The 17,536-nt window shown below is 54.8% G+C and carries 13 protein-coding genes; 5 read left to right on the forward strand and 8 right to left on the reverse strand.

Annotated elements, in window-relative coordinates:
* The first annotated feature begins 37 nt into the window (after positions 1-37).
* The 3 genes from IEW65_RS01930 (at position 38) to arfA (ending at position 3,875) form a co-directional block, all read left to right on the forward strand.
* The gene (locus IEW65_RS01930) at positions 38-2,761 is read left to right on the forward strand and encodes a nitrate reductase (protein ID WP_188637826.1); all 2,724 of its coding nucleotides are present in this window, start codon (positions 38-40) and stop codon (positions 2,759-2,761) included.
* Positions 2,721-3,611 (forward strand): uroporphyrinogen-III C-methyltransferase, encoded by an 891-nt coding sequence (gene cobA, locus IEW65_RS01935; protein WP_188637827.1) that lies wholly within the window; start codon positions 2,721-2,723, stop codon positions 3,609-3,611. Before IEW65_RS01930 ends, cobA begins: the two co-directional genes overlap by 41 nt.
* Positions 3,612-3,701: 90 nt before the next feature.
* Complete coding sequence (gene arfA, locus IEW65_RS01940) at positions 3,702-3,875, forward strand: alternative ribosome rescue factor ArfA (RefSeq protein WP_188637828.1); 174 nt, start codon at positions 3,702-3,704, stop codon at positions 3,873-3,875.
* Positions 3,876-3,974: 99 nt separating this feature from the next.
* On the opposite strand, the gene IEW65_RS01945 is transcribed toward arfA, so the two are convergent.
* On the reverse strand, positions 3,975-4,688 hold the full coding sequence (locus tag IEW65_RS01945; RefSeq protein WP_188637829.1) for a response regulator transcription factor: 714 nt from the start codon (positions 4,686-4,688) through the stop codon (positions 3,975-3,977).
* Positions 4,689-4,844: 156 nt separating this feature from the next.
* On the opposite strand from IEW65_RS01945, the gene IEW65_RS01950 reads away from it, so the two are divergent.
* On the forward strand, positions 4,845-5,351 hold the full coding sequence (locus tag IEW65_RS01950) for a putative pterin-binding protein (protein WP_188637830.1): 507 nt from the start codon (positions 4,845-4,847) through the stop codon (positions 5,349-5,351).
* Between the two features lie 27 nt (positions 5,352-5,378).
* Positions 5,379-7,634, forward strand: coding sequence for an ATP-binding protein (locus IEW65_RS01955; protein ID WP_188637831.1), 2,256 nt, complete (start codon positions 5,379-5,381; stop codon positions 7,632-7,634).
* A gap of 59 nt (positions 7,635-7,693) precedes the next feature.
* Here the strand turns inward: IEW65_RS01955 and IEW65_RS01960 are convergent, their stop codons facing one another.
* The 7 genes from IEW65_RS01960 to IEW65_RS01990 form a co-directional block, all read right to left on the reverse strand.
* On the reverse strand, positions 7,694-8,854 hold the full coding sequence (locus IEW65_RS01960) for an EAL domain-containing response regulator (RefSeq protein ID WP_188637832.1): 1,161 nt from the start codon (positions 8,852-8,854) through the stop codon (positions 7,694-7,696).
* Positions 8,855-9,019: 165 nt separating this feature from the next.
* Positions 9,020-10,702 (reverse strand): methyl-accepting chemotaxis protein, encoded by a 1,683-nt coding sequence (locus IEW65_RS01965; RefSeq protein ID WP_188637833.1) that lies wholly within the window; start codon positions 10,700-10,702, stop codon positions 9,020-9,022.
* A gap of 148 nt (positions 10,703-10,850) precedes the next feature.
* Entirely contained in the window at positions 10,851-12,695 is a 1,845-nt protein-coding gene (locus IEW65_RS01970) for an ABC transporter ATP-binding protein (RefSeq protein WP_188638269.1), read from the reverse strand.
* Between the two features lie 139 nt (positions 12,696-12,834).
* Positions 12,835-14,442 carry a gamma-glutamyltransferase family protein gene (locus tag IEW65_RS01975; protein ID WP_188637834.1) on the reverse strand — a complete coding sequence of 536 codons (1,608 nt, stop codon included), beginning with the start codon at positions 14,440-14,442 and terminating at the stop codon, positions 12,835-12,837.
* Positions 14,443-14,473: 31 nt separating this feature from the next.
* Positions 14,474-15,979 (reverse strand): tripartite tricarboxylate transporter permease, encoded by a 1,506-nt coding sequence (locus IEW65_RS01980; protein WP_188637835.1) that lies wholly within the window; start codon positions 15,977-15,979, stop codon positions 14,474-14,476.
* A gap of 16 nt (positions 15,980-15,995) precedes the next feature.
* Positions 15,996-16,466, reverse strand: coding sequence for a tripartite tricarboxylate transporter TctB family protein (locus IEW65_RS01985; protein ID WP_188637836.1), 471 nt, complete (start codon positions 16,464-16,466; stop codon positions 15,996-15,998).
* Positions 16,467-16,535: 69 nt separating this feature from the next.
* Complete coding sequence (locus IEW65_RS01990; protein WP_188637837.1) at positions 16,536-17,516, reverse strand: Bug family tripartite tricarboxylate transporter substrate binding protein; 981 nt, start codon at positions 17,514-17,516, stop codon at positions 16,536-16,538.
* Positions 17,517-17,536: the final 20 nt, after the last annotated feature.

Consider the following 17,536-nt stretch of genomic DNA (forward strand, 5'->3'; position numbering starts at 1 on the left):
GGGCGTTTTTTGCGTTTTAACGCCGGAGGAAACTGCCATGCCACAGGCCAATCGGCTCGCCCGAACCACCTGCCCCTACTGCGGCGTTGGCTGCGGCGTTACCGCCACGCTGGAGAACGGGCAGCTCATCGCCGTCGAAGGAGACCGCGAGCACCCCGCTAACTATGGCCGCCTATGCGTGAAAGGCACCGCGCTGCATGAAACCCTGGGCGAGCAGGGGCGCTTGTTGAAGCCGCGTGTGGATGGCGAGGAGGTCTCCTGGGAGCAGGCGCTCACCGCCACCGCCGAACGCTTGCAGGCGCAGCGCAGCGCCCACGGCCCGCAGTCGGTAGCGGCGTACTTATCCGGGCAACTCTTAACCGAAGATTATTACGTCGCCAACAAGCTGTTTAAAGGCTTCTTGGGCACCCCTCACCTGGATACCAACTCACGGCTCTGCATGGCGTCCGCCGTGGCGGGCTACAAGCGAGCCTTTGGTGCCGATGCAGTGCCTTGCAGTTATGAAGACCTCGAAGAGGCGGAGCTGGTGGTGTTGGTGGGGTCTAACCTTGCCTGGAATCATCCGGTGCTCTATCAGCGATTGAAGGTGGCCAAAGAGCGCAACCCGCTCATGCGGGTCGTGGTGATCGACCCCCGAGTGACCGACACCTGCGAAATTGCCGATCTCTATCTAGGCATTCGTCCTGGTAGCGATGCTTACCTGTTTAACGGGCTGTTGGCGTGGATGGCTGACCACCAGCGCCTAGATAGCGTTTACCTGGAGCGACACACCGAAGGGTTAGACGACGCGCTGAGCACTGCCAGACATAATGCAGACAGCGTGGAAGTCGTCGCCCGCGAATGTGATGTGGACGCTGAGCGTCTGGAAACTTTCTACTACTGGTTTGCCAGCCAACTACACGTGGTCACACTCTACTCCCAGGGGGTGAATCAATCCTCCAGCGGCACCGATAAGTGCAACGCGATTATCAACTGCCACCTAGCGGGCGGGAAAATCGGTTTGCCGGGGGCGGGGCCGTTTTCGATCACCGGCCAGCCCAACGCCATGGGTGGGCGCGAAGTGGGCGGGCTGGCCAATCAGCTGGCGGCGCATATGGATTACCACACGCCGGGCGCTCGCGAATTAGTCAGCCGCTTCTGGACCACACAGCATTTAACCCCGGCACTGCCTGATGCCCCGGGTTATAAGGCGGTAGAGCTATTTGATGCCATCGAGCGTGGCGAGATTACCGCCCTGTGGGTGATGGCGACCAATCCGGCGGTGAGCATGCCGGATGGGGAAAAAGTGCGCCGCGCGCTGGCAAAATGCCCGCTGGTGATTGTCTCGGAGTGCGTCGCCAATACCGACCTGCTGCCCTTTGCGGATATCGTGCTGCCCGCGTCAGGCTGGTCGGAGAAGGATGGCACGGTGACCAACTCAGAGCGGCGAATTTCTCGCCAGCGGGGGATGCTGCCTCCCCCCGGCGAGGCCAAGCACGACTGGTGGATACTCTGCGAAGTGGCGAAACGCCTAGGCGTGGGAGAAGCGTTCGATTACACCCACCCGTGGGAGATTTTCGATGAGCACGCACGCCTCTCTGGCTATGAGAATAGCGGCGATACCCAGCGGCTGTTCAATATCTCAGGGCTGGCAGGCCTGGGCCAAGCGGCTTATGATGCGCTCGCGCCGATTCAGTGGCCCGTGACTCAGCAGGCATCCCGTGGAACAGCAAGGCTGTTTGAAGATGGCCGGTTTGCTACGGCGAATGGCCGAGCCAAACTGCTGCCGATTACTCCGCGCCCGCCGGAGCAGCCGCTGAGCGACGACTACCCGCTGCGCTTGAATACCGGCCGCGTGCGGGATCAGTGGCACACCATGACCCGTACCGCCCGTGCACCGCGCTTGATGAACCACCGCGCCGAACCGTTCATCGAGCTGCACCCAGACGATGCTGCTCAGGCGGGCTTAACGGATCAAGGCCTGGCCAAGCTGACCGCTGCCGCCGGGGAGTACTGTGGGCGGGTGCGGGTCTCTAACGCCCAACGCCAAGGCGAAGTGTTCGTGCCGATGCACTGGACCGACTGCTTTACCAAACAGGGGCGTAGCGGCGCATTGATTAAAGGCTATACCGACCCGCTCTCCGGGCAGCCGGAAGCCAAGCAGGGGGCGGTGGCGGTGAGCAAACTCCCCATTGCTTGGCAGGCGACGCTGCTGCTAGCCAATGAGTTGGATATGCAAACATCGCCCTGGCGTCGCAGCGACTACTGGGCACGCATTCCGATGGCAAGCTGCACCCGCTGGCAGCTAGCGGATAGCCAGCCGGTCGCGGATTGGCTAGCGCAGGTGGAAGCGTGGTGCGGTGTTTCCGCCTCTCTGTGGTGTGACGACCCGGCAACGGGTAGGCTGCGCGCAGCGGGCGTGGTGAAAGGGCGGCTGCGCTGGTGGTTGATGGTGGGCCCACCCGACGAGCTGCCTGGGCTTGCCTGGCTTGAAGCGCGCTTCAATGACGCTACCCTGGAGACTCCGCACCGTAGACGCCTGCTGGCCGGGTGCGATGATGGTGCTGTCGATACTGGCCCGGTGGTGTGTAGTTGCCACCAAGTAGGCAAAGCCAGCATTGTGAAAGCGATTCATTCAGGCGATACCAGCGTTGAAGCGTTAGGCGCACGACTGGCCTGTGGCACCCAGTGCGGCAGCTGCCTACCCGAACTAAAAGCGATACTTGAAGAGGAGCGGCCCCATGCGCGCGCTAAGCAAACAGCTAACACAGAAGTGGCCTGAAGCGCTGTGGCGCTTGGGTCAGCGGGCGTGGGCGCCTTTTAGTCGCGACACCGCCACTCGGCTGCACTTGCCGCTAAGCGGTGCCTGCCACCCAGGAACCGTCTATTTGGTAGGTGCGGGCAGCGGCGATGTTGAACTGCTGACGTTAAAGGCCGCACGATTGCTGATGCAGGCAGACGCGGTGGTGTATGACCGCCTTGTCGGTGACGAGGTGCTGGGGCTCATTCCTCTGGGCACCGAGCGCTACTATGTTGGCAAAGCCAGCGGCCATCACAGCATGCCTCAGGCGGAGATTGGTGAGCTGATCGTCTCCCTGGCCCAGGCAGGCAAATCGGTGGTGCGCTTGAAGGGCGGCGACCCCGGCGTGTTTGGGCGCATGGGCGAGGAGCTAGCGGCTCTGGCAGAGGCCGGGCTGCCTGCGGAGATTGTGCCGGGTATTACCGCCGCCTCCGCCGCAGCGGCAGGGATGGGGATTCCACTTACCGATCGCGGTCATGCCCAGCAGGTGCGTTTTATTACGGCGCAGCTATGCCGAGAAGGCGGCATGCCCGACTGGGCGACGCTTGCGCGCCAAGATGAGACCCTGGTGTTCTATATGGGGCTTTCTAAAGTGGCCGCCATTTGCCACGGCTTGCGCCAAGCGGGGCTGCCCGATACGTGGCCCATTATGTTGGTGGCTAACGCCAGCCAGCCCGAGCAGCAGTCTTTGGTGGGCACACTTTTGGATATGCCCGCCCGTCTTGCCGCAGAGCCGCTGCCCTCGCCTTGCTTAATCATGGTGGGGAGTGTAGTGAGTATGGTGGCCCATAGCCCGGCTGGCCCAGCAGCATTAACGACGTTAACCCGGTAAAGGGAACTGTTAGGGTAAAGGATGTTCCTAGAGGCGACGGCCAAGGTGCGCCGTTTTGTTAAGTTTCTCTTAATGAACCAGGAGTAGAGTGTGAAACAGCACAAAGTTCGCGATAACGCGCTAAAAGCTCAGTTACGCACCCCCATGTTTAAAATGCAGCAGCAAACCCCTAAGAAAGGCAAAGGCAGCTATTCGCGGAAAGGGCGTAACGCTCTGAACAGCGGTAACAATAATCGCACGAGAGGGCATCGCCAAGCCGCTTAAACAAGCGCTTTGGCGATGCTTTCCCCAGGCATCACTGCAGGCAATTTTTGAGCTTGCAGACTCTCATCAGCTTGGCCGACCGCAAGGTCGGCTTTTTTATTAGTTGGCCGCCTGCTCAACGGTGGAGATACTGCACAACTCCATGCGATAGCCTGATTGGTACACGCTACGAAGTCGCAGCCCATGCCTGCCATCCAGCTCTAATTTACGGCGCAAACGGCTAACATGGGTATCTACCGTACGCGTTGAAACATCCCCTTTTATTCCCCATACCAATTCCAATAAGTGAGCGCGGCTTAACAACTCGCCCACTTTGGAAAAGAACAGGGTGGCTAGGCGATACTCACGCTCGGTTAACTCAACGGCGTGGCCATCAACGCATATGGTGTGCTCATCGGTATTGATAGAAAATGCGCTTGGGCAGGTGGCAGATGGGCGTGGTGCATCGTATCCGGCACGACGGCCAAGAGCACTCACTCGGGCGAGAAACTCTTTTGGGCGCAGCGGCTTTGCTAGAAAATCATCGGCACCTTGCTCCAGCGCCTTGACCACATCGTCTTCACCTTGGCTTGCCGTAATAAAAAGGATCGGGCCGCGCCAGCCATCGTTTTGACGTAGATGGCTCACCACATCCATTCCACAGCCATCCGGCAGACGCCAATCAATAATTAAAAAGTCGAAGCGCTGCTCTTGTGTAGCGCGTCTAAGCTCACTTGCTCTACCAAATAAAGATACCTGGTGCTCAGCAGATAAGAGGCACTGCTCAATAAATGCTTGTTGGTCGATATCATCTTCAAGCACGCCGATATGCATAGTGAGTTACCTATTTTTATCGTGTGATAAACCTCACACCGCTGGGGGGAAAGCTCATTCTTTAATTCTAGTTTAGGTTGGGGGAGCGACACAAAGGTTTACAGTTAACGCTTGAGTCGTAGCGCTATACTTCGGCTACAACTCAGGAGGTTGAAAATGAATAAGCATTTGATAAGTAAGGTTATTTTGTTTTTTGGGGGTGCCTTGATTATTCATAGCGCACAGGCGCTGGAGGCTCCCACCGGTAGCGTTATTCTAGAAGTGGCAGGCAACATAACCCAAACCAACGCCGGCAGTGAGGCACACTTTGATAAAGCCATGCTGGAAGCACTGGCGCAGCGTACTACCCAGACCAGTACTCCGTGGCATGACGGCGTGGTGAGTTTTGAAGGCCCGCTAGGTAGGGCACTTTTAGATGCGGTGGGGGCTGAAGGGGAGCAGCTAAGAGTCGTAGCGTTGAATGACTATGCCTCCACGGTGCCGATCAGTGATTTTTACGATCATGAGGTCATTTTTGCCATGCGTGCAGATGACCAGCCGCTCAGAATTCGCGATCACGGCCCACTGTTTATTATTTACCCCTTTGATGAAAACCCTTCGTTATTAAACGAAGAGATACTGACACGCTCCGTCTGGCAGGTTAAGCGAATAGAAGTCGAGTAGCGGGTGCGGTATTGCTAGGTAAACGCCATGTTGCCCATTCTAAGACACTATTTTTCGCGTCGAGTGAGGGTCGCCACGTTTTCAGCGATCCTCTTTTTTCTATCTGCCATTATTACGGGCGGCGTGATTTTCCAGCGTCAGCATGCCATTGAAAATCGCCTTTTAGAAAACCTTGTATGGACGGGGTATCAGTTTGATAGGGAAGTCCGTGAGCTTCACTTGATGCTTGTGGGTAGCCAGGTGGGGGACGCTACGGTAGATGATCTGCTGCTGCGCTTTGAAATTCTGTTTAGCCGAAAAAATCTTTTCCAACAGGGAGAAATTAATCTCGCCGTCTCGAAAATCCATGGGGTTAACACGCTAGTCGAGCAGGCTGCCGTTGTCATTAATGAGATTGATCAATTAATGGAACCGCTCTGGGACGATGCATCTGCTTTAAATGATGAGCTTATTCGTCAGGCCGTGGATGCTGCGATCACTCTGCAAAAAATCACTGGCACTATTTTAATCGAGACCAACGCGAGCGTTGCACGGCTCCGCACGCTAGAGCGCGAAAAGATGACCCAGCTTTATGGGCTGGCATTGATCCTTCTGCTCTCTTTAATGTTCTCAGGTGGCTTACTGGTTCGCGCCTTGCTGATTGAAGGAAAAATTAGCATTCGTAAAGCCCAGGCGCTGGAAGTTAAAAGCCGAGAGCTGAAAGAGACCGCCAAACGCGCCGAAATTGCCAGCCAAGCCAAATCGCAGTTTATGGCGGTGATGAGCCATGAGATTCGTACACCGCTTAACGGTGTGGTCGGCATGGCAGATTTGTTGAGTGAAGAAGTACACACGCCGAAGGCTCACGCTTACCTATCAGCGCTCAAGAGAAGTGCAGATAGCCTGCGTGCGGTCATTAACGATATTTTGGATTACACCAAAATCGAGAGTGGCCGTCTTGATTTAGATGCACGGCCCTTTGATTTGCGTGAGTGCATTGAGGCGCTATGCACGGGGTACGTGCTGCAAGAAAAGAGTAAGCCCGTCGTATTCAATTACTCCATTGATCCACTGCTGCCTCGGTTTGTTGTGGGGGATATTGCTCGTCTGCGCCAGGTCATGATGAACCTGATCAATAACGCGCTGAAATTTACCGAAGAGGGGTTTGTTAAGTTTCATGCATCGCCAGGTTCAGGCAACCGGCTGTTATTTGAGGTATATGACACAGGCTGTGGTATCGCCGCAGCTGATCAGGAGCGCCTTTTTTCTGCGTTTTCCCAGGTTGATACGTCGATTTCGCGTCGTCACGAAGGAACAGGCTTGGGACTTGCCATCTGTAAACGTCTTGTGCATGCCATGGAGGGAGATATTGGCGTGACCAGCGACGTGGGCATAGGTAGCCGTTTCTGGTTTTCAGTCACGTTACCTGAAGCACACTCGATTGATGCCTACCCGCACAGTGAGCAGCGTACGGCACTCGCCAATGAACACCACATCCTAGTGGTGGAAGATAATCCGATCAATCAGACCGTCGCCAAAGTGATGTTAGAACAGCTAGGGCAGCGCGTCACTATTGCCGATAACGGCCAATCTGCCTTAGAGCAGCTACAGGAAGAGTACTCGGCAATCGATCTTGTGTTGATGGACATGCAGATGCCCATTCTGGATGGCCCCGAAACCACGCTACGCTGGCGTGCTTTTGAGTCCGTGCATGCGTTGCCAAGGCTACCGATTGTCGCGATGACGGCTAATGTGATGCCTGAGCATCGCGAGCGCTGCTTTGAAAGCGGCATGGACGACATGATTAACAAGCCGTTCACGCGAGAAGAATTGTATCAACTGATTAGCCGGTACGTGCTCACCGCTGACATGCCGATTGACACGGTGGTACACGTTGAACTCCCTGGGAGTTCGCAAAAGGTTCTCCCGGTCGATGTGGCAACAGAGGGAGCCGGCCCTGATGTATTGGATCGTAAAATTTGTTTAGAGCTTCAGGAAGCGTTTGATCCCGCCTCGCTCAATGCTTTATTGAATGCGTTTTTAACCCGACTGGAAGAGCGTCTTATTCGCTTGCGTGCATGCTGGCTTGCGGGGGATGCCGAGTCGTTGCGTAAAGAAGCGCATTCACTCAAAGGCGCTGCTGCATCGCTAGGCTGTGCAGCGATTGCTGATCAAGCTGCCTTGTTGGAGAAAAGTGGAGGGCAGGAGGGCGGTGAAACGGTGATCGGACGGTTAGATACTCTGGAAGCGCTCAAAGTGACCACTCAGCAAGCACTGCTAGAACAAGGGTTACTGGCTATCTAGCGTTAATGCCAGCGCTACTTAAGGTAGCGCTGGAGAATCAGCTGAGGGTGAAGGGTCGGTTAGGCCCTTTTGGCCGTGGTCATTTGATGATGTAACCACTCATCAAACAGTGCTGGGGAGAGAGGGCGAGAGATAAAATAGCCTTGCCCCACGGGGCAGTTCGCTTCGGCGAGAAACGCCTGCTGCTTGGCATTTTCGATGCCCTCCGCCACGACGCTCATCCCTAGGCGCGCGCCTAGCTCGACGATGGAGAGCGTAATGGCCTGGGCGTTGGGCTCGCTATCGATCAGTGATACAAAGCTGCGATCAACTTTTAACTCATCAAACGGCAGTCGGTAGAGTTGTGTTAACGAGGAGTAACCCGTGCCGAAGTCATCAAGCGCTAATTTGCATCCCCGTTTACGTAGTTCATCCAAGATGTGTCGGGCATAGCCCAAGCACTCCACGCCGACGGATTCTGTCAACTCCAGCGTGACCTTGGTCATATCGATGGGGTACTTGCTGCATAGCGTATCGAACATCGACAGCATATTTTCAGCTTTGATGAATTCGGCAGGTACGTTAACGGCGATACTTAGCGGCAACCCACGGGAATGCCAACTGGCTAGCTGCGCAAACGAGAGCTCTAAAATGCACCAAGTCAGTGGCACCATCAGGCCGCTTCTTTCAGCCAGGGGAATAAAGTTATCAGGGTAAATGGTACCGCGCGTTGGATCTTCCCAGCGCACTAAAGCCTCTGCGCCCACAACCGCGCCTGTCGCCAGCGAGATCTTAGGCTGCAGCGCAAGGCAAATATGCTGCTGCTTGATCGCCTGGGCCAGCTCGCCTACAGAGGGTGGTTTCGGTGATGACTCAATTTGCTCGATAAACGCGCCAAGGCCGGTCATTAGTTTGGCCTTAGGCAAAAAGCCCAGCATCTTTAGCCCCTTAGATTTACCTTCGGCAATTGCGTGGGCGGCGGTTTCATCAGAGCAGCTGCTTAAGAGCAAAATAGGGGCATTCATTTTTAGATCATAGAGATAATCCAGGATATCCAGCCCGGTAAAATCGCCCAAGCCAAAATCCAGCACGATCAGGTTAGTGTTAAGTAGGGCAGGTTTACGCGCCAGCTCTCCCAAGCATCCGGCGGTGGCAACATCAAACCCATGTCGGCTTAGCAACATTTTGCCGAGTAGCTGGATATCGACGTCATCATCAATCACTAACGCACTGGGCGGCATGATATGTCCTTTCAAATAGGTACGCGCAGCGTTTTAAGTAAGTGTTATTGCCAGCGCACTGACGCAATGCCTGAGTCGGCAATGCAAAAGCGCCTTCAGGTGCCAGGGGAGGAGCCTGAAGACGCAGAGATGAATAGGGTTAAACGATTGGCTTAGTGGGCATCATCAAAAAGACTCCCATTCAGGGGTAGACTGACGAACCAAATTTCTAGGTAGCGTTGAAGCTAACTGTAGTGTGCTTTTATTAGTTTGATCAAGAGATACGTGACGCCCTGAATCAACGATGGATGGGCTATTGCTCAGTTTAAAAGAGCCCACCAATGCGCTCAGTCGATCCGCCTGTTCACGCAGCTCCGCGGCAGCGGCGCTGGACTCTTCTACCATCGATGCGTTGTGCTGCGTCATGCTATCTAGCTCGTTAACAGCGTCATTGACTTGACCAATGCCCACGCTCTGCTCTTTGGCACCTGCGCTGATTTCTGCGACCACATCGGCAACACGTTCAATACTTTGCATCATGCTGTGTAACGTATCGCTAGCTGCTTTAACCTGGGATACACCAGAGAGTGTTCGCTCAGACGAAGTACTGATTAATTCTGAAATACTCTTTGATGCTTCGCTGGTGCGGCTGGCTAGAATACGAACTTCCTGTGCGACGACGGCAAAGCCTCGGCCATGCTCTCCCGCTCGTGCCGCTTCAACCGAAGCGTTCAACGCCAAGATATTGGTTTGAAAGGCAATACCTTCAATCATGGTGACGATTTCACTAATCTGTCCTGAAGACTCACTAATGCTGCCCATAGTTTTTTGAACGCCTTGCATGGCATTCAAACCTTGATGCGCAATGTCCCGTGTCGAGAGTGCGAGCTGGTTAGCCTGCTGGGCAGACTCAGAAGCGTTGCTGACCACCGCCGCAATTTGTTCCATGGAGGCAGACGTTTGCTGGATGTTGGCCGCGGCCTGTTCCGTGCGTGACGCCAGTTCTTGGCTACCTTTAGCAATTTCTGTTGAGGCATGCTGAAGGCTGACGGTGCTGTGGCTCACTGACTGCAGCGTGTCGTCGATACGCTTGATAAAGGCATTGAACTGTGCGGCTAGCTCACCAATTTCATCTTTACGTTTACTGTCAATGCGTGCCGTTAAGTCGCCATCACCTTCAGTAATTTCTTGAATTCTTGCGCTTACTTGTTGTATTGCACTGGACATCATTTTAGGCCCCATGACTGCTACCAACATGACGAGAGCAAATACGGCTAAAGAAAAAATTAATGTAGAAATTTGTTGTAGCTTTATTCTGTCGGCTACCGCTAGCTCAGTGGCTAATACTACTGCTTCAACATTCTGTCCTGAGATGTCATACAGGGAGCGCAATTCTTCAAAGCTTTCAAGAGATGAGCCTGAAAGAACATTTAAAGCGCTATTAATATCACCTGATTGATGAAGCTCAAAAACACGGCTGCTTTCTTGTTTCCACTCATTATAAGCGTTATCAAAATTAGAGAGCTGTGCTAAAAGTTCAGGGTGAGACTGCATGCTTTGAAAGTACGTCTGCATCCGGTCATAAGCTTGTTGCGCATTTTCTTCATAGCTGGCTAGCAACTGAGCGTTTCTTGCTGATGATGCAGATGTTAAAACATATTCAATCTCAGCGACTCTTGCCTGATATAAGTCTCTGTCAGCATTTAATGTTGTTGAAATGGCCGGAATATAGCTGTTTACAAGTGTTTGGAGGCGACTCTTTACCATATTGACCAGTAAAGCATCTGCTACCACAACTGCCAGTAATGACAATGCTACAGCAATGAAAGCCATAGCATATTTAAAGCTGATTTTGTTAATCATTCTCATGTGGTGCACTCCGTACTTTAACTTTTAATTTTCGCGAATTTACTACCCTTTAGAGGTAATGGCGATAGGTTAAAGAGCGGTGTGACTTTTTTTCACTTTTTAAGTTGATAGCATGCTAATTTAAGATGTATATCATGATTAATTGTTTTTACTTATACCCCTCCGCCTGCAAATGAAACAACGACGCATAGCGGCCATTGTCTTCAAGCAGCGTTTCATGGGTGCCACGCTCAATGACTCGCCCTTGGTCGATGACGATGATTTGGTCGGCGCTGCGGACGGTCGAGAAACGATGAGAGATCAAAATCGTCATCTTGTCGCGGCTGTGGTCTCGAAAGCGAGCAAAGACATCCGCCTCGGCGGCGGCATCCATCGCGGCGGTGGGCTCATCCAGCACTAAAATATCGGCATCTTTGCGCATATAGGCGCGGGAAAGCGCTACTTTCTGCCACTGGCCGCCGGAGAGCTCCTGGCCATTTTTAAACCAGCGCCCTAGCTGGGTTTGGTAACCTTCTGGCATGCGTTTAATAAAGCTATCGGCCAGCCCATCTTTTGCCGCTTGCTGCCAGCGCTGCTGATCATCGAAGGCCGTGGTATCACCCACCCCAAGGTTTTCACCCACGGTGAGCTGGTAGCGTACAAAGTCTTGGAAGATAACGCCCACGCGTGCTCTTAATGCTTGAGTATCCCAATCGTTAAGATCACTGCCATCTAGCAAAATGCGGCCTTGGGTGGGGCGGTAGAGCCGCGTTAAGAGTTTGATCAGCGTGGTTTTACCCGAGCCGTTTTCACCCACCAGAGCAAGGCTGCTGCCGGGCACAATGTGTAGCGAAATATCGTGCAGTACCTCTTGGCCACCGGGGTAAGCGAAGCTCACTTGCTCAAAGCGCAGCCCGTCGTTGGGCACCGTGCCTTGGGTTAGGTGGCCTGCTTCGGCTTCGGTGGGCTGTTCCAGGTATTCGTACAGGTTGGAAAGGTAGAGGTTATCTTCATACATGCCGCTCACAGCGGTAAGGCTGGCGGATAGCGCACTTTGGCCCTGCTTAAACACCATTAAGTACATAGTCATTTGGCCTAGCGTGAGGGCTCCCACCACGGTTTCCACCACGACCCAGCCATAGGCGGCATAGAAAGTAAGCGTACCCAGCAGCCCTAGAATAAACCCCCAGCTCTCACGGCGTAGGGTCAGGCGGCGGTCTTCAGCAAATAGCTGGTGAAAAATAGCCCGGTAGCGCTGCAAAAACCGTTGCTCTAAGCCAAACAGCTTGACCTCTTTAATGCTGTCTTCTCGGGCCAAAACGGTTTCCAGGTACATCTGCATGCGGGTTTGCGGCGAGCGCCAGCGAAAGAGCCGGAAGGCATCGCCGGAGAATTTCGCTTCAGAAAGAAACACCGGCAGTGCCCCCACCACCAAGATCAACGGTGCCCAGGGAGAAAACTGCACCAGTAGAAATGCAAAGCTGCCAAGGGAAATCGCGTTTTGCAGCAGCCCAAAGGTTTTCGTGACCAGTGCTAGTGGGCGGGTCGAGGCTTCTCGCCTAGCGCGGGTGAGCTGGTCATAAAGCTCTGAATCTTCGAATTGGCTCAGCGACAGCGTGCCCGCCTTTTCCAAAATCATGACGTTCACTTTTTGCCCGAGCAGCGCTCTTAACAGCGACTGCTGGGCCGAGAGGCCACGCTGGGCTAACGCCATCAGGGCAATGATGCCGCCTTCCAAGGCCACTAACCCCAGCACCGGAGTGAGCGTCTCCCATAAGTCAGGGTTGCTCGCTGCCTCATAGCTTTCCATGGCCGCCAGCACCCCATCCACAATCAACTGGCCCACATAGGCGGCCACGGCGGGCAGTACGCCAGCCACTAGCGTGCAAAGCGCTAAGCCCAGCATCATCCAGCGGGAGGTTTCCCATACCAGTGCCAGGGCACGACGACTGTAGCGAAATACGCTGAAAAAGCCGCTAAAGGGGGAGAGAGAAGGCGAAGGAGCAGACGGCATCATGAGTTAGCAACATCAAGGTAAGCAAAAAGAGGCTGTCATGATGCGTGGCTTCGGCGTTGATAGCCATAGGAGATAGCGGTTGATTCCGCGAGCCTACTGCCCACCTGGGTGGGCAGTAGTGAGACAATATCAGCCGCTATAGCGGTAGCACTGCACCGTCGGTGCGTGGCTCGGTACCGCCCTGCAGCACGCCGGTATCCGGGTCGCGCAGAATAATCTGGCCACGGCCAAAGCTAATCGAATCCGCTACCTTAACGATCTTGTGGCCGCGACGGGCGAGGGCGAGCGCCAAGTGGTTAGGGAAGTCGGCTTCCACCTCAACGGTTCTGCCGGTTGTCCACTTCCAACGGGGCATATCCAGCGCTGCCTGCGGGTTGAGCTGATCCTCAATCATCGCAGTGACCACCTGCACTTGGCCCTGAGGCTGCATGTAGCCGCCCATGACGCCAAAAGGTCCTACGGCTTGATTATCTTTGGTGATAAAGCCTGGAATGATGGTGTGGTAGGTGCGCTTGCCGGGAGCCAACGCATTGGCGTGTTCAGGATCTAGCGAGAACGACCAGCCACGGTTTTGCAGGCTAATCCCGGTGCCGGGCACCACCATGCCGGAACCAAAGCCTTTAAAGTTACTTTGGATAAACGACACCATATTGCCTTCGTCGTCGGCGGTGGCCAGGTAGACGGTGCCGCCTTGCAAAGGATTGCCGTGCGCCGGGTCAACGGCCTGATCGCCGATCAGCGCCGCGCGCGATTTTAGGTAAGCCTCATCCAGCATTTGCTCAGTGGTGGGAGCCATTTCGCGGCGTTCGGTAATGTGTTTAAAGCCATCCATATAGGCAAGTTTGGTGGCTTCAATCCGGCGGTGCAGGGTTTCAACGGCATCCCCTGGGCACGGGTCTAACCGTTCCAGCATGCCGAGTGCCTGCAGCACGATCATGCCGCTGCCGTTTGGTGGAATTTCCCAAATATCATGGCCTTGGTAGCGCACGCTAATCGGGTCGACCCACTCGGGTTGGTAAGCGGCCAAATCCTCTTTACGAATTAAGCCGCCATGCTCGCGGGAGAACGCATCGATTGCCTCAGCCAGTTCACCGCGATAAAACGCCTCGGCGTTTGTGTTGGCAATCGCGGCTAAGCTTTTCGCGTGGTCAGGGGCGGACCATAGCTCGCCTGGGCGCGGTGCCCGGCCTTTGGGGGCAAAGGTATCGAACCAGGGTTGGAAGGCAGCGTCGGGGTAGGTCGCGTAGTTATGGAAAGCCTCTTCCCACATTTGGTGGATGACCGGCGTCACCGCAAAGCCCTCTTCCGCCAGCGCGATGGCAGGCGCTAGCAGATCCGCAAAGGGCAGTTTCCCAAAGCGCTCAGAGAGTGCTGCCCAGGCCGCAGGCGCGCCGGGCACGGTGACGGGCAGCATGCCATGGTTGGGCATAGCGTCATGGCCAAGCGCTTTCAAAGCCTCAATGGTGGCTGCCTGCGGGGCAGGCCCGCTGGCGTTTAAACCATGCAGCTTTCCATCGACCCACACAATCGCGAAGGCGTCGCTGCCAATGCCGTTAGAAGTAGGCTCAACCACGGTAAGCGCGGCGGCGGTGGCAATTGCCGCATCAATGGCATTGCCACCCTGCTGCAAAATAGTGATACCTACCTGGGCGGCGAGCGGCTGGGAAGTGGCCACCATACCGCGTTTGCCGAACGTGGCCATTCGACGTGAAGCGCTGGGATAATAGAGAGCGTTGTTATGCATTTAAAGTACCCTTTGTTTTAAGCAGTGATCGCTAGTTGTTGGTCGCCGGCTTTAGGCGCTTGAGTTTGCGGTCTTGATAGAGGGAGAACGCGACTGACGCGACCGCCAGTATTAAAAAGAGGGCAGAAAGTGGCCGTGTTAAAAAAGTCAGCCAGTTAGGGTCCAGTTCCAGCGCTCTAAACAATTGCCGTTCCAAATTGTTGCCCAGTACCACGCCGAGTATGAGCGGCGTAAGAGGAACACCCGCTTTCCAAAGCAAGTAGCCAATCACCCCGAAAATAAACAGCACCCAAATATCGAACAGGTTGTTATTGAGCGCATAGGCACCGATGGCGCAGAGCATCAGCACAACCGGTACTAGGATTTGTTGCGGGATTAACGAGATTTTGGCGAACCAGCGCACCAGCAGCAGATTACACAGCACCATCACTACGGCACCGATTAAGAGGCTTGCGTAGATCGCGCCCACCAGCACCGGGTTTTGTTCAAACATCATTGGGCCTGGGGTGATGCCATGAAGAATCAGCACGCCCATCATGATGGCCATAGGGAGATCCCCCGGAATGCCCAGTGCTAAAGTCGGCACGAACGCGCCGCCCGCCACTGCACTATTAGATGCCTCGGAAGCCACAATCCCACTAGGGGTGCCCGTGCCAAACGTTTCAGGGTGGCGCGAAAACTTTTTGGCTTGGTCGTAGCTCACAAAGTTGGCGACAGTACCGCCGGTGCCCGGCAGTGCGCCGATCAGGCTGCCAATTAATGATGAGCGCAGGGTGTTGAGTTTTTGACCCGCCATATCTTTCATGATCTGGCGGTAAGGAATCGACACATTCGTATCGACGCCTTTTCCGCCGTCGTTGCCGTCGCGCATTTTTTCGATATTGCCGAGCAGTTGAGAGAACGCGAAAACGCCAATCATGACGGGCAGCATCTCAAACCCTGAACTAAGTGCGGGTAAATCAAAATCAAAGCGCAGATTGCTGTTGCGGTCATAGCCCACGGTGGTGATCAGTAAGCCTAGCGCGCCGGCTAAAAGGCCTTTGAGGAGCGCGCCGTTGGATAACCCGGCCACCAGCGTGAGAGCAAAGATGATCAGCGCGGTAATTTCCCATGGGCGGAAATTCATGCTGAAGCTGGCTATCAGCGGCCCAAAAAAGACCAGCACCGCCACACTAATAATCGTGCCCAAAAAAGAGGCCATCACGCCGATGCCTAAGGCTCGGCCGGGTTCGCCCTTTTGGGCCATCGGGTAGCCATCGTAAACAGTGGTAATCGAGGAGGGCGTACCGGGGATACCCAGCATCACACCCGATACAATACCGCCCGAGTATCCGCCTACAAAGACGCCGACCATGAGCGATACGCCGCTCACCGGGTCCATGGCAAAGGTAAACGGGAAGACCACTAAAATAGCCATGGTCACGGTAAAGCCAGGAATACTGCCCCCCACAATGCCGAACAGCACACCGAGTATGATCAAACCCATGACGGAGGGGCTGCCGACCTCGCTGAGTGCTTGAAGAAAGAAATTAGACATTAGACGTTCCTCAGCATTAGGGCAGCCAGACGTTTAAGCCGTAGCGGAAAATGACAAATACCAGCGGCACAAACGTGCAGCTGATGCTCAGGTTGATCACCCATTTACGCTTAGTATCAACGCCTAATAACAAGGCAAAAGAGGCCACTAAAAAACTAATGGTGGCCACGATATAGCCCAGTAAGGGCAGCAGCGCTGCATAAAGCCCAAACATTACAAATAGCGCCACAACGGTTTTACGCCGGGTAAACCAGTCGCTGATCTCCGTTCGCCAGGACGCCACGGGAGTGACGCGGGTGAACAGGGAGCGGATGAGCATCAAGACCGATAAAAGCCCTATCGTGACGAGTAAAATGCGAGGGAACAGGGCAGACCCGTAAGGCTGCCAGCTCGTCGGCGGGCGAATGGAGCCCGACTCCACCCACATGACAGCCACCATTAAAAGCAGCGCGAGCGCCAGCGCGCGGTCTTTGGTAAGCGTTAGCATTAGCGTAGCCTCCAGGTGCTCCCAGGCGCGTTGCCCTGGGAGCATGAGCGAGAAATGACGTCGAAACGCTTAGTTTTGGAACTCGATGTTTTCGGCAGCTGCCGAAAGCGCCGCTTCGTTTTCATCTAAGAACGCTTGATAGTCATCGCCCGCCAGGAAGCGTACAACCGAGCCGAACTCATTCTCGATTCGGCTTTGAACCTGCTCATTCTCCAGCGCTTGACCATAGGCCTCTGCGACGGCGTCCACCACCTCTTGGGGAGTGCCTTTGGGCGCAAAGATACCGCGGCTGGTGGAGTGATCCATCTCAATGCCCTGTTCTCGCAGAGTGGCAACATCCGGCATGTTGTCCAGGCGCTCAGGGTGCGCGATGCCTAGGGGCTTAAAGGTGCCATCTTCATAAAAAGCGCCCCCGGAAGGCAGGTTGAACATGGCGAAGTCGACTTCTTTGGCCATCAGAGCAGACACTTGTTGGCCGGTGTCTGGGTAGCCCACTAAGCGCACATCCGCCATATCAATACCGGCTTCCTGGAAAAACTGCGCCCAGAAGAAGTGGTCGGTTGAGCTGGGGATCATGCTAAAGCGCACTTGGCCTGGGTTTTCACGCACGTAGTCGGCAATACCCGCCGCGCTTTCTACGGGGTGACCCTCGTAGGTCGTGGCGATATTGATGGTTTGTGTGAGTAGGGCGATGGGCTCAAACGCGTCGTAGGAGTAATCGACGGTGCCTGCGAGTTTTGAAAGCGCAATCGTGTCATGGCTGCCCAGCAGCGTATAGCCATCGGGCGTAGCGTCTTTAACGTTGCGTGACCCAAGCGTTGCGCCTGCCCCGGCCATATTCACCGGCACAATCGAGGCACCTAAGTGCTGCTCGGCTTCTTGTGATACCAGGCGGAAGATAATATCCGTGGCACCACCGGGCCCATAAGGGATGATTAAACGAATATCCTGCTCAGGATAGTCCGCATGTGCAGTGGAAACGAACGCCAGGCTGGAGGTCAATCCAATGGCAGCGAGGGTGGTACTTAGAGCAAGTTTAGAACGCGTCATTTTTATACACCTTTTTTGAT

It is taken from the genome of Vreelandella lutescens (assembly GCF_014640815.1).
Taxonomy (GTDB): domain Bacteria; phylum Pseudomonadota; class Gammaproteobacteria; order Pseudomonadales; family Halomonadaceae; genus Vreelandella; species Vreelandella lutescens.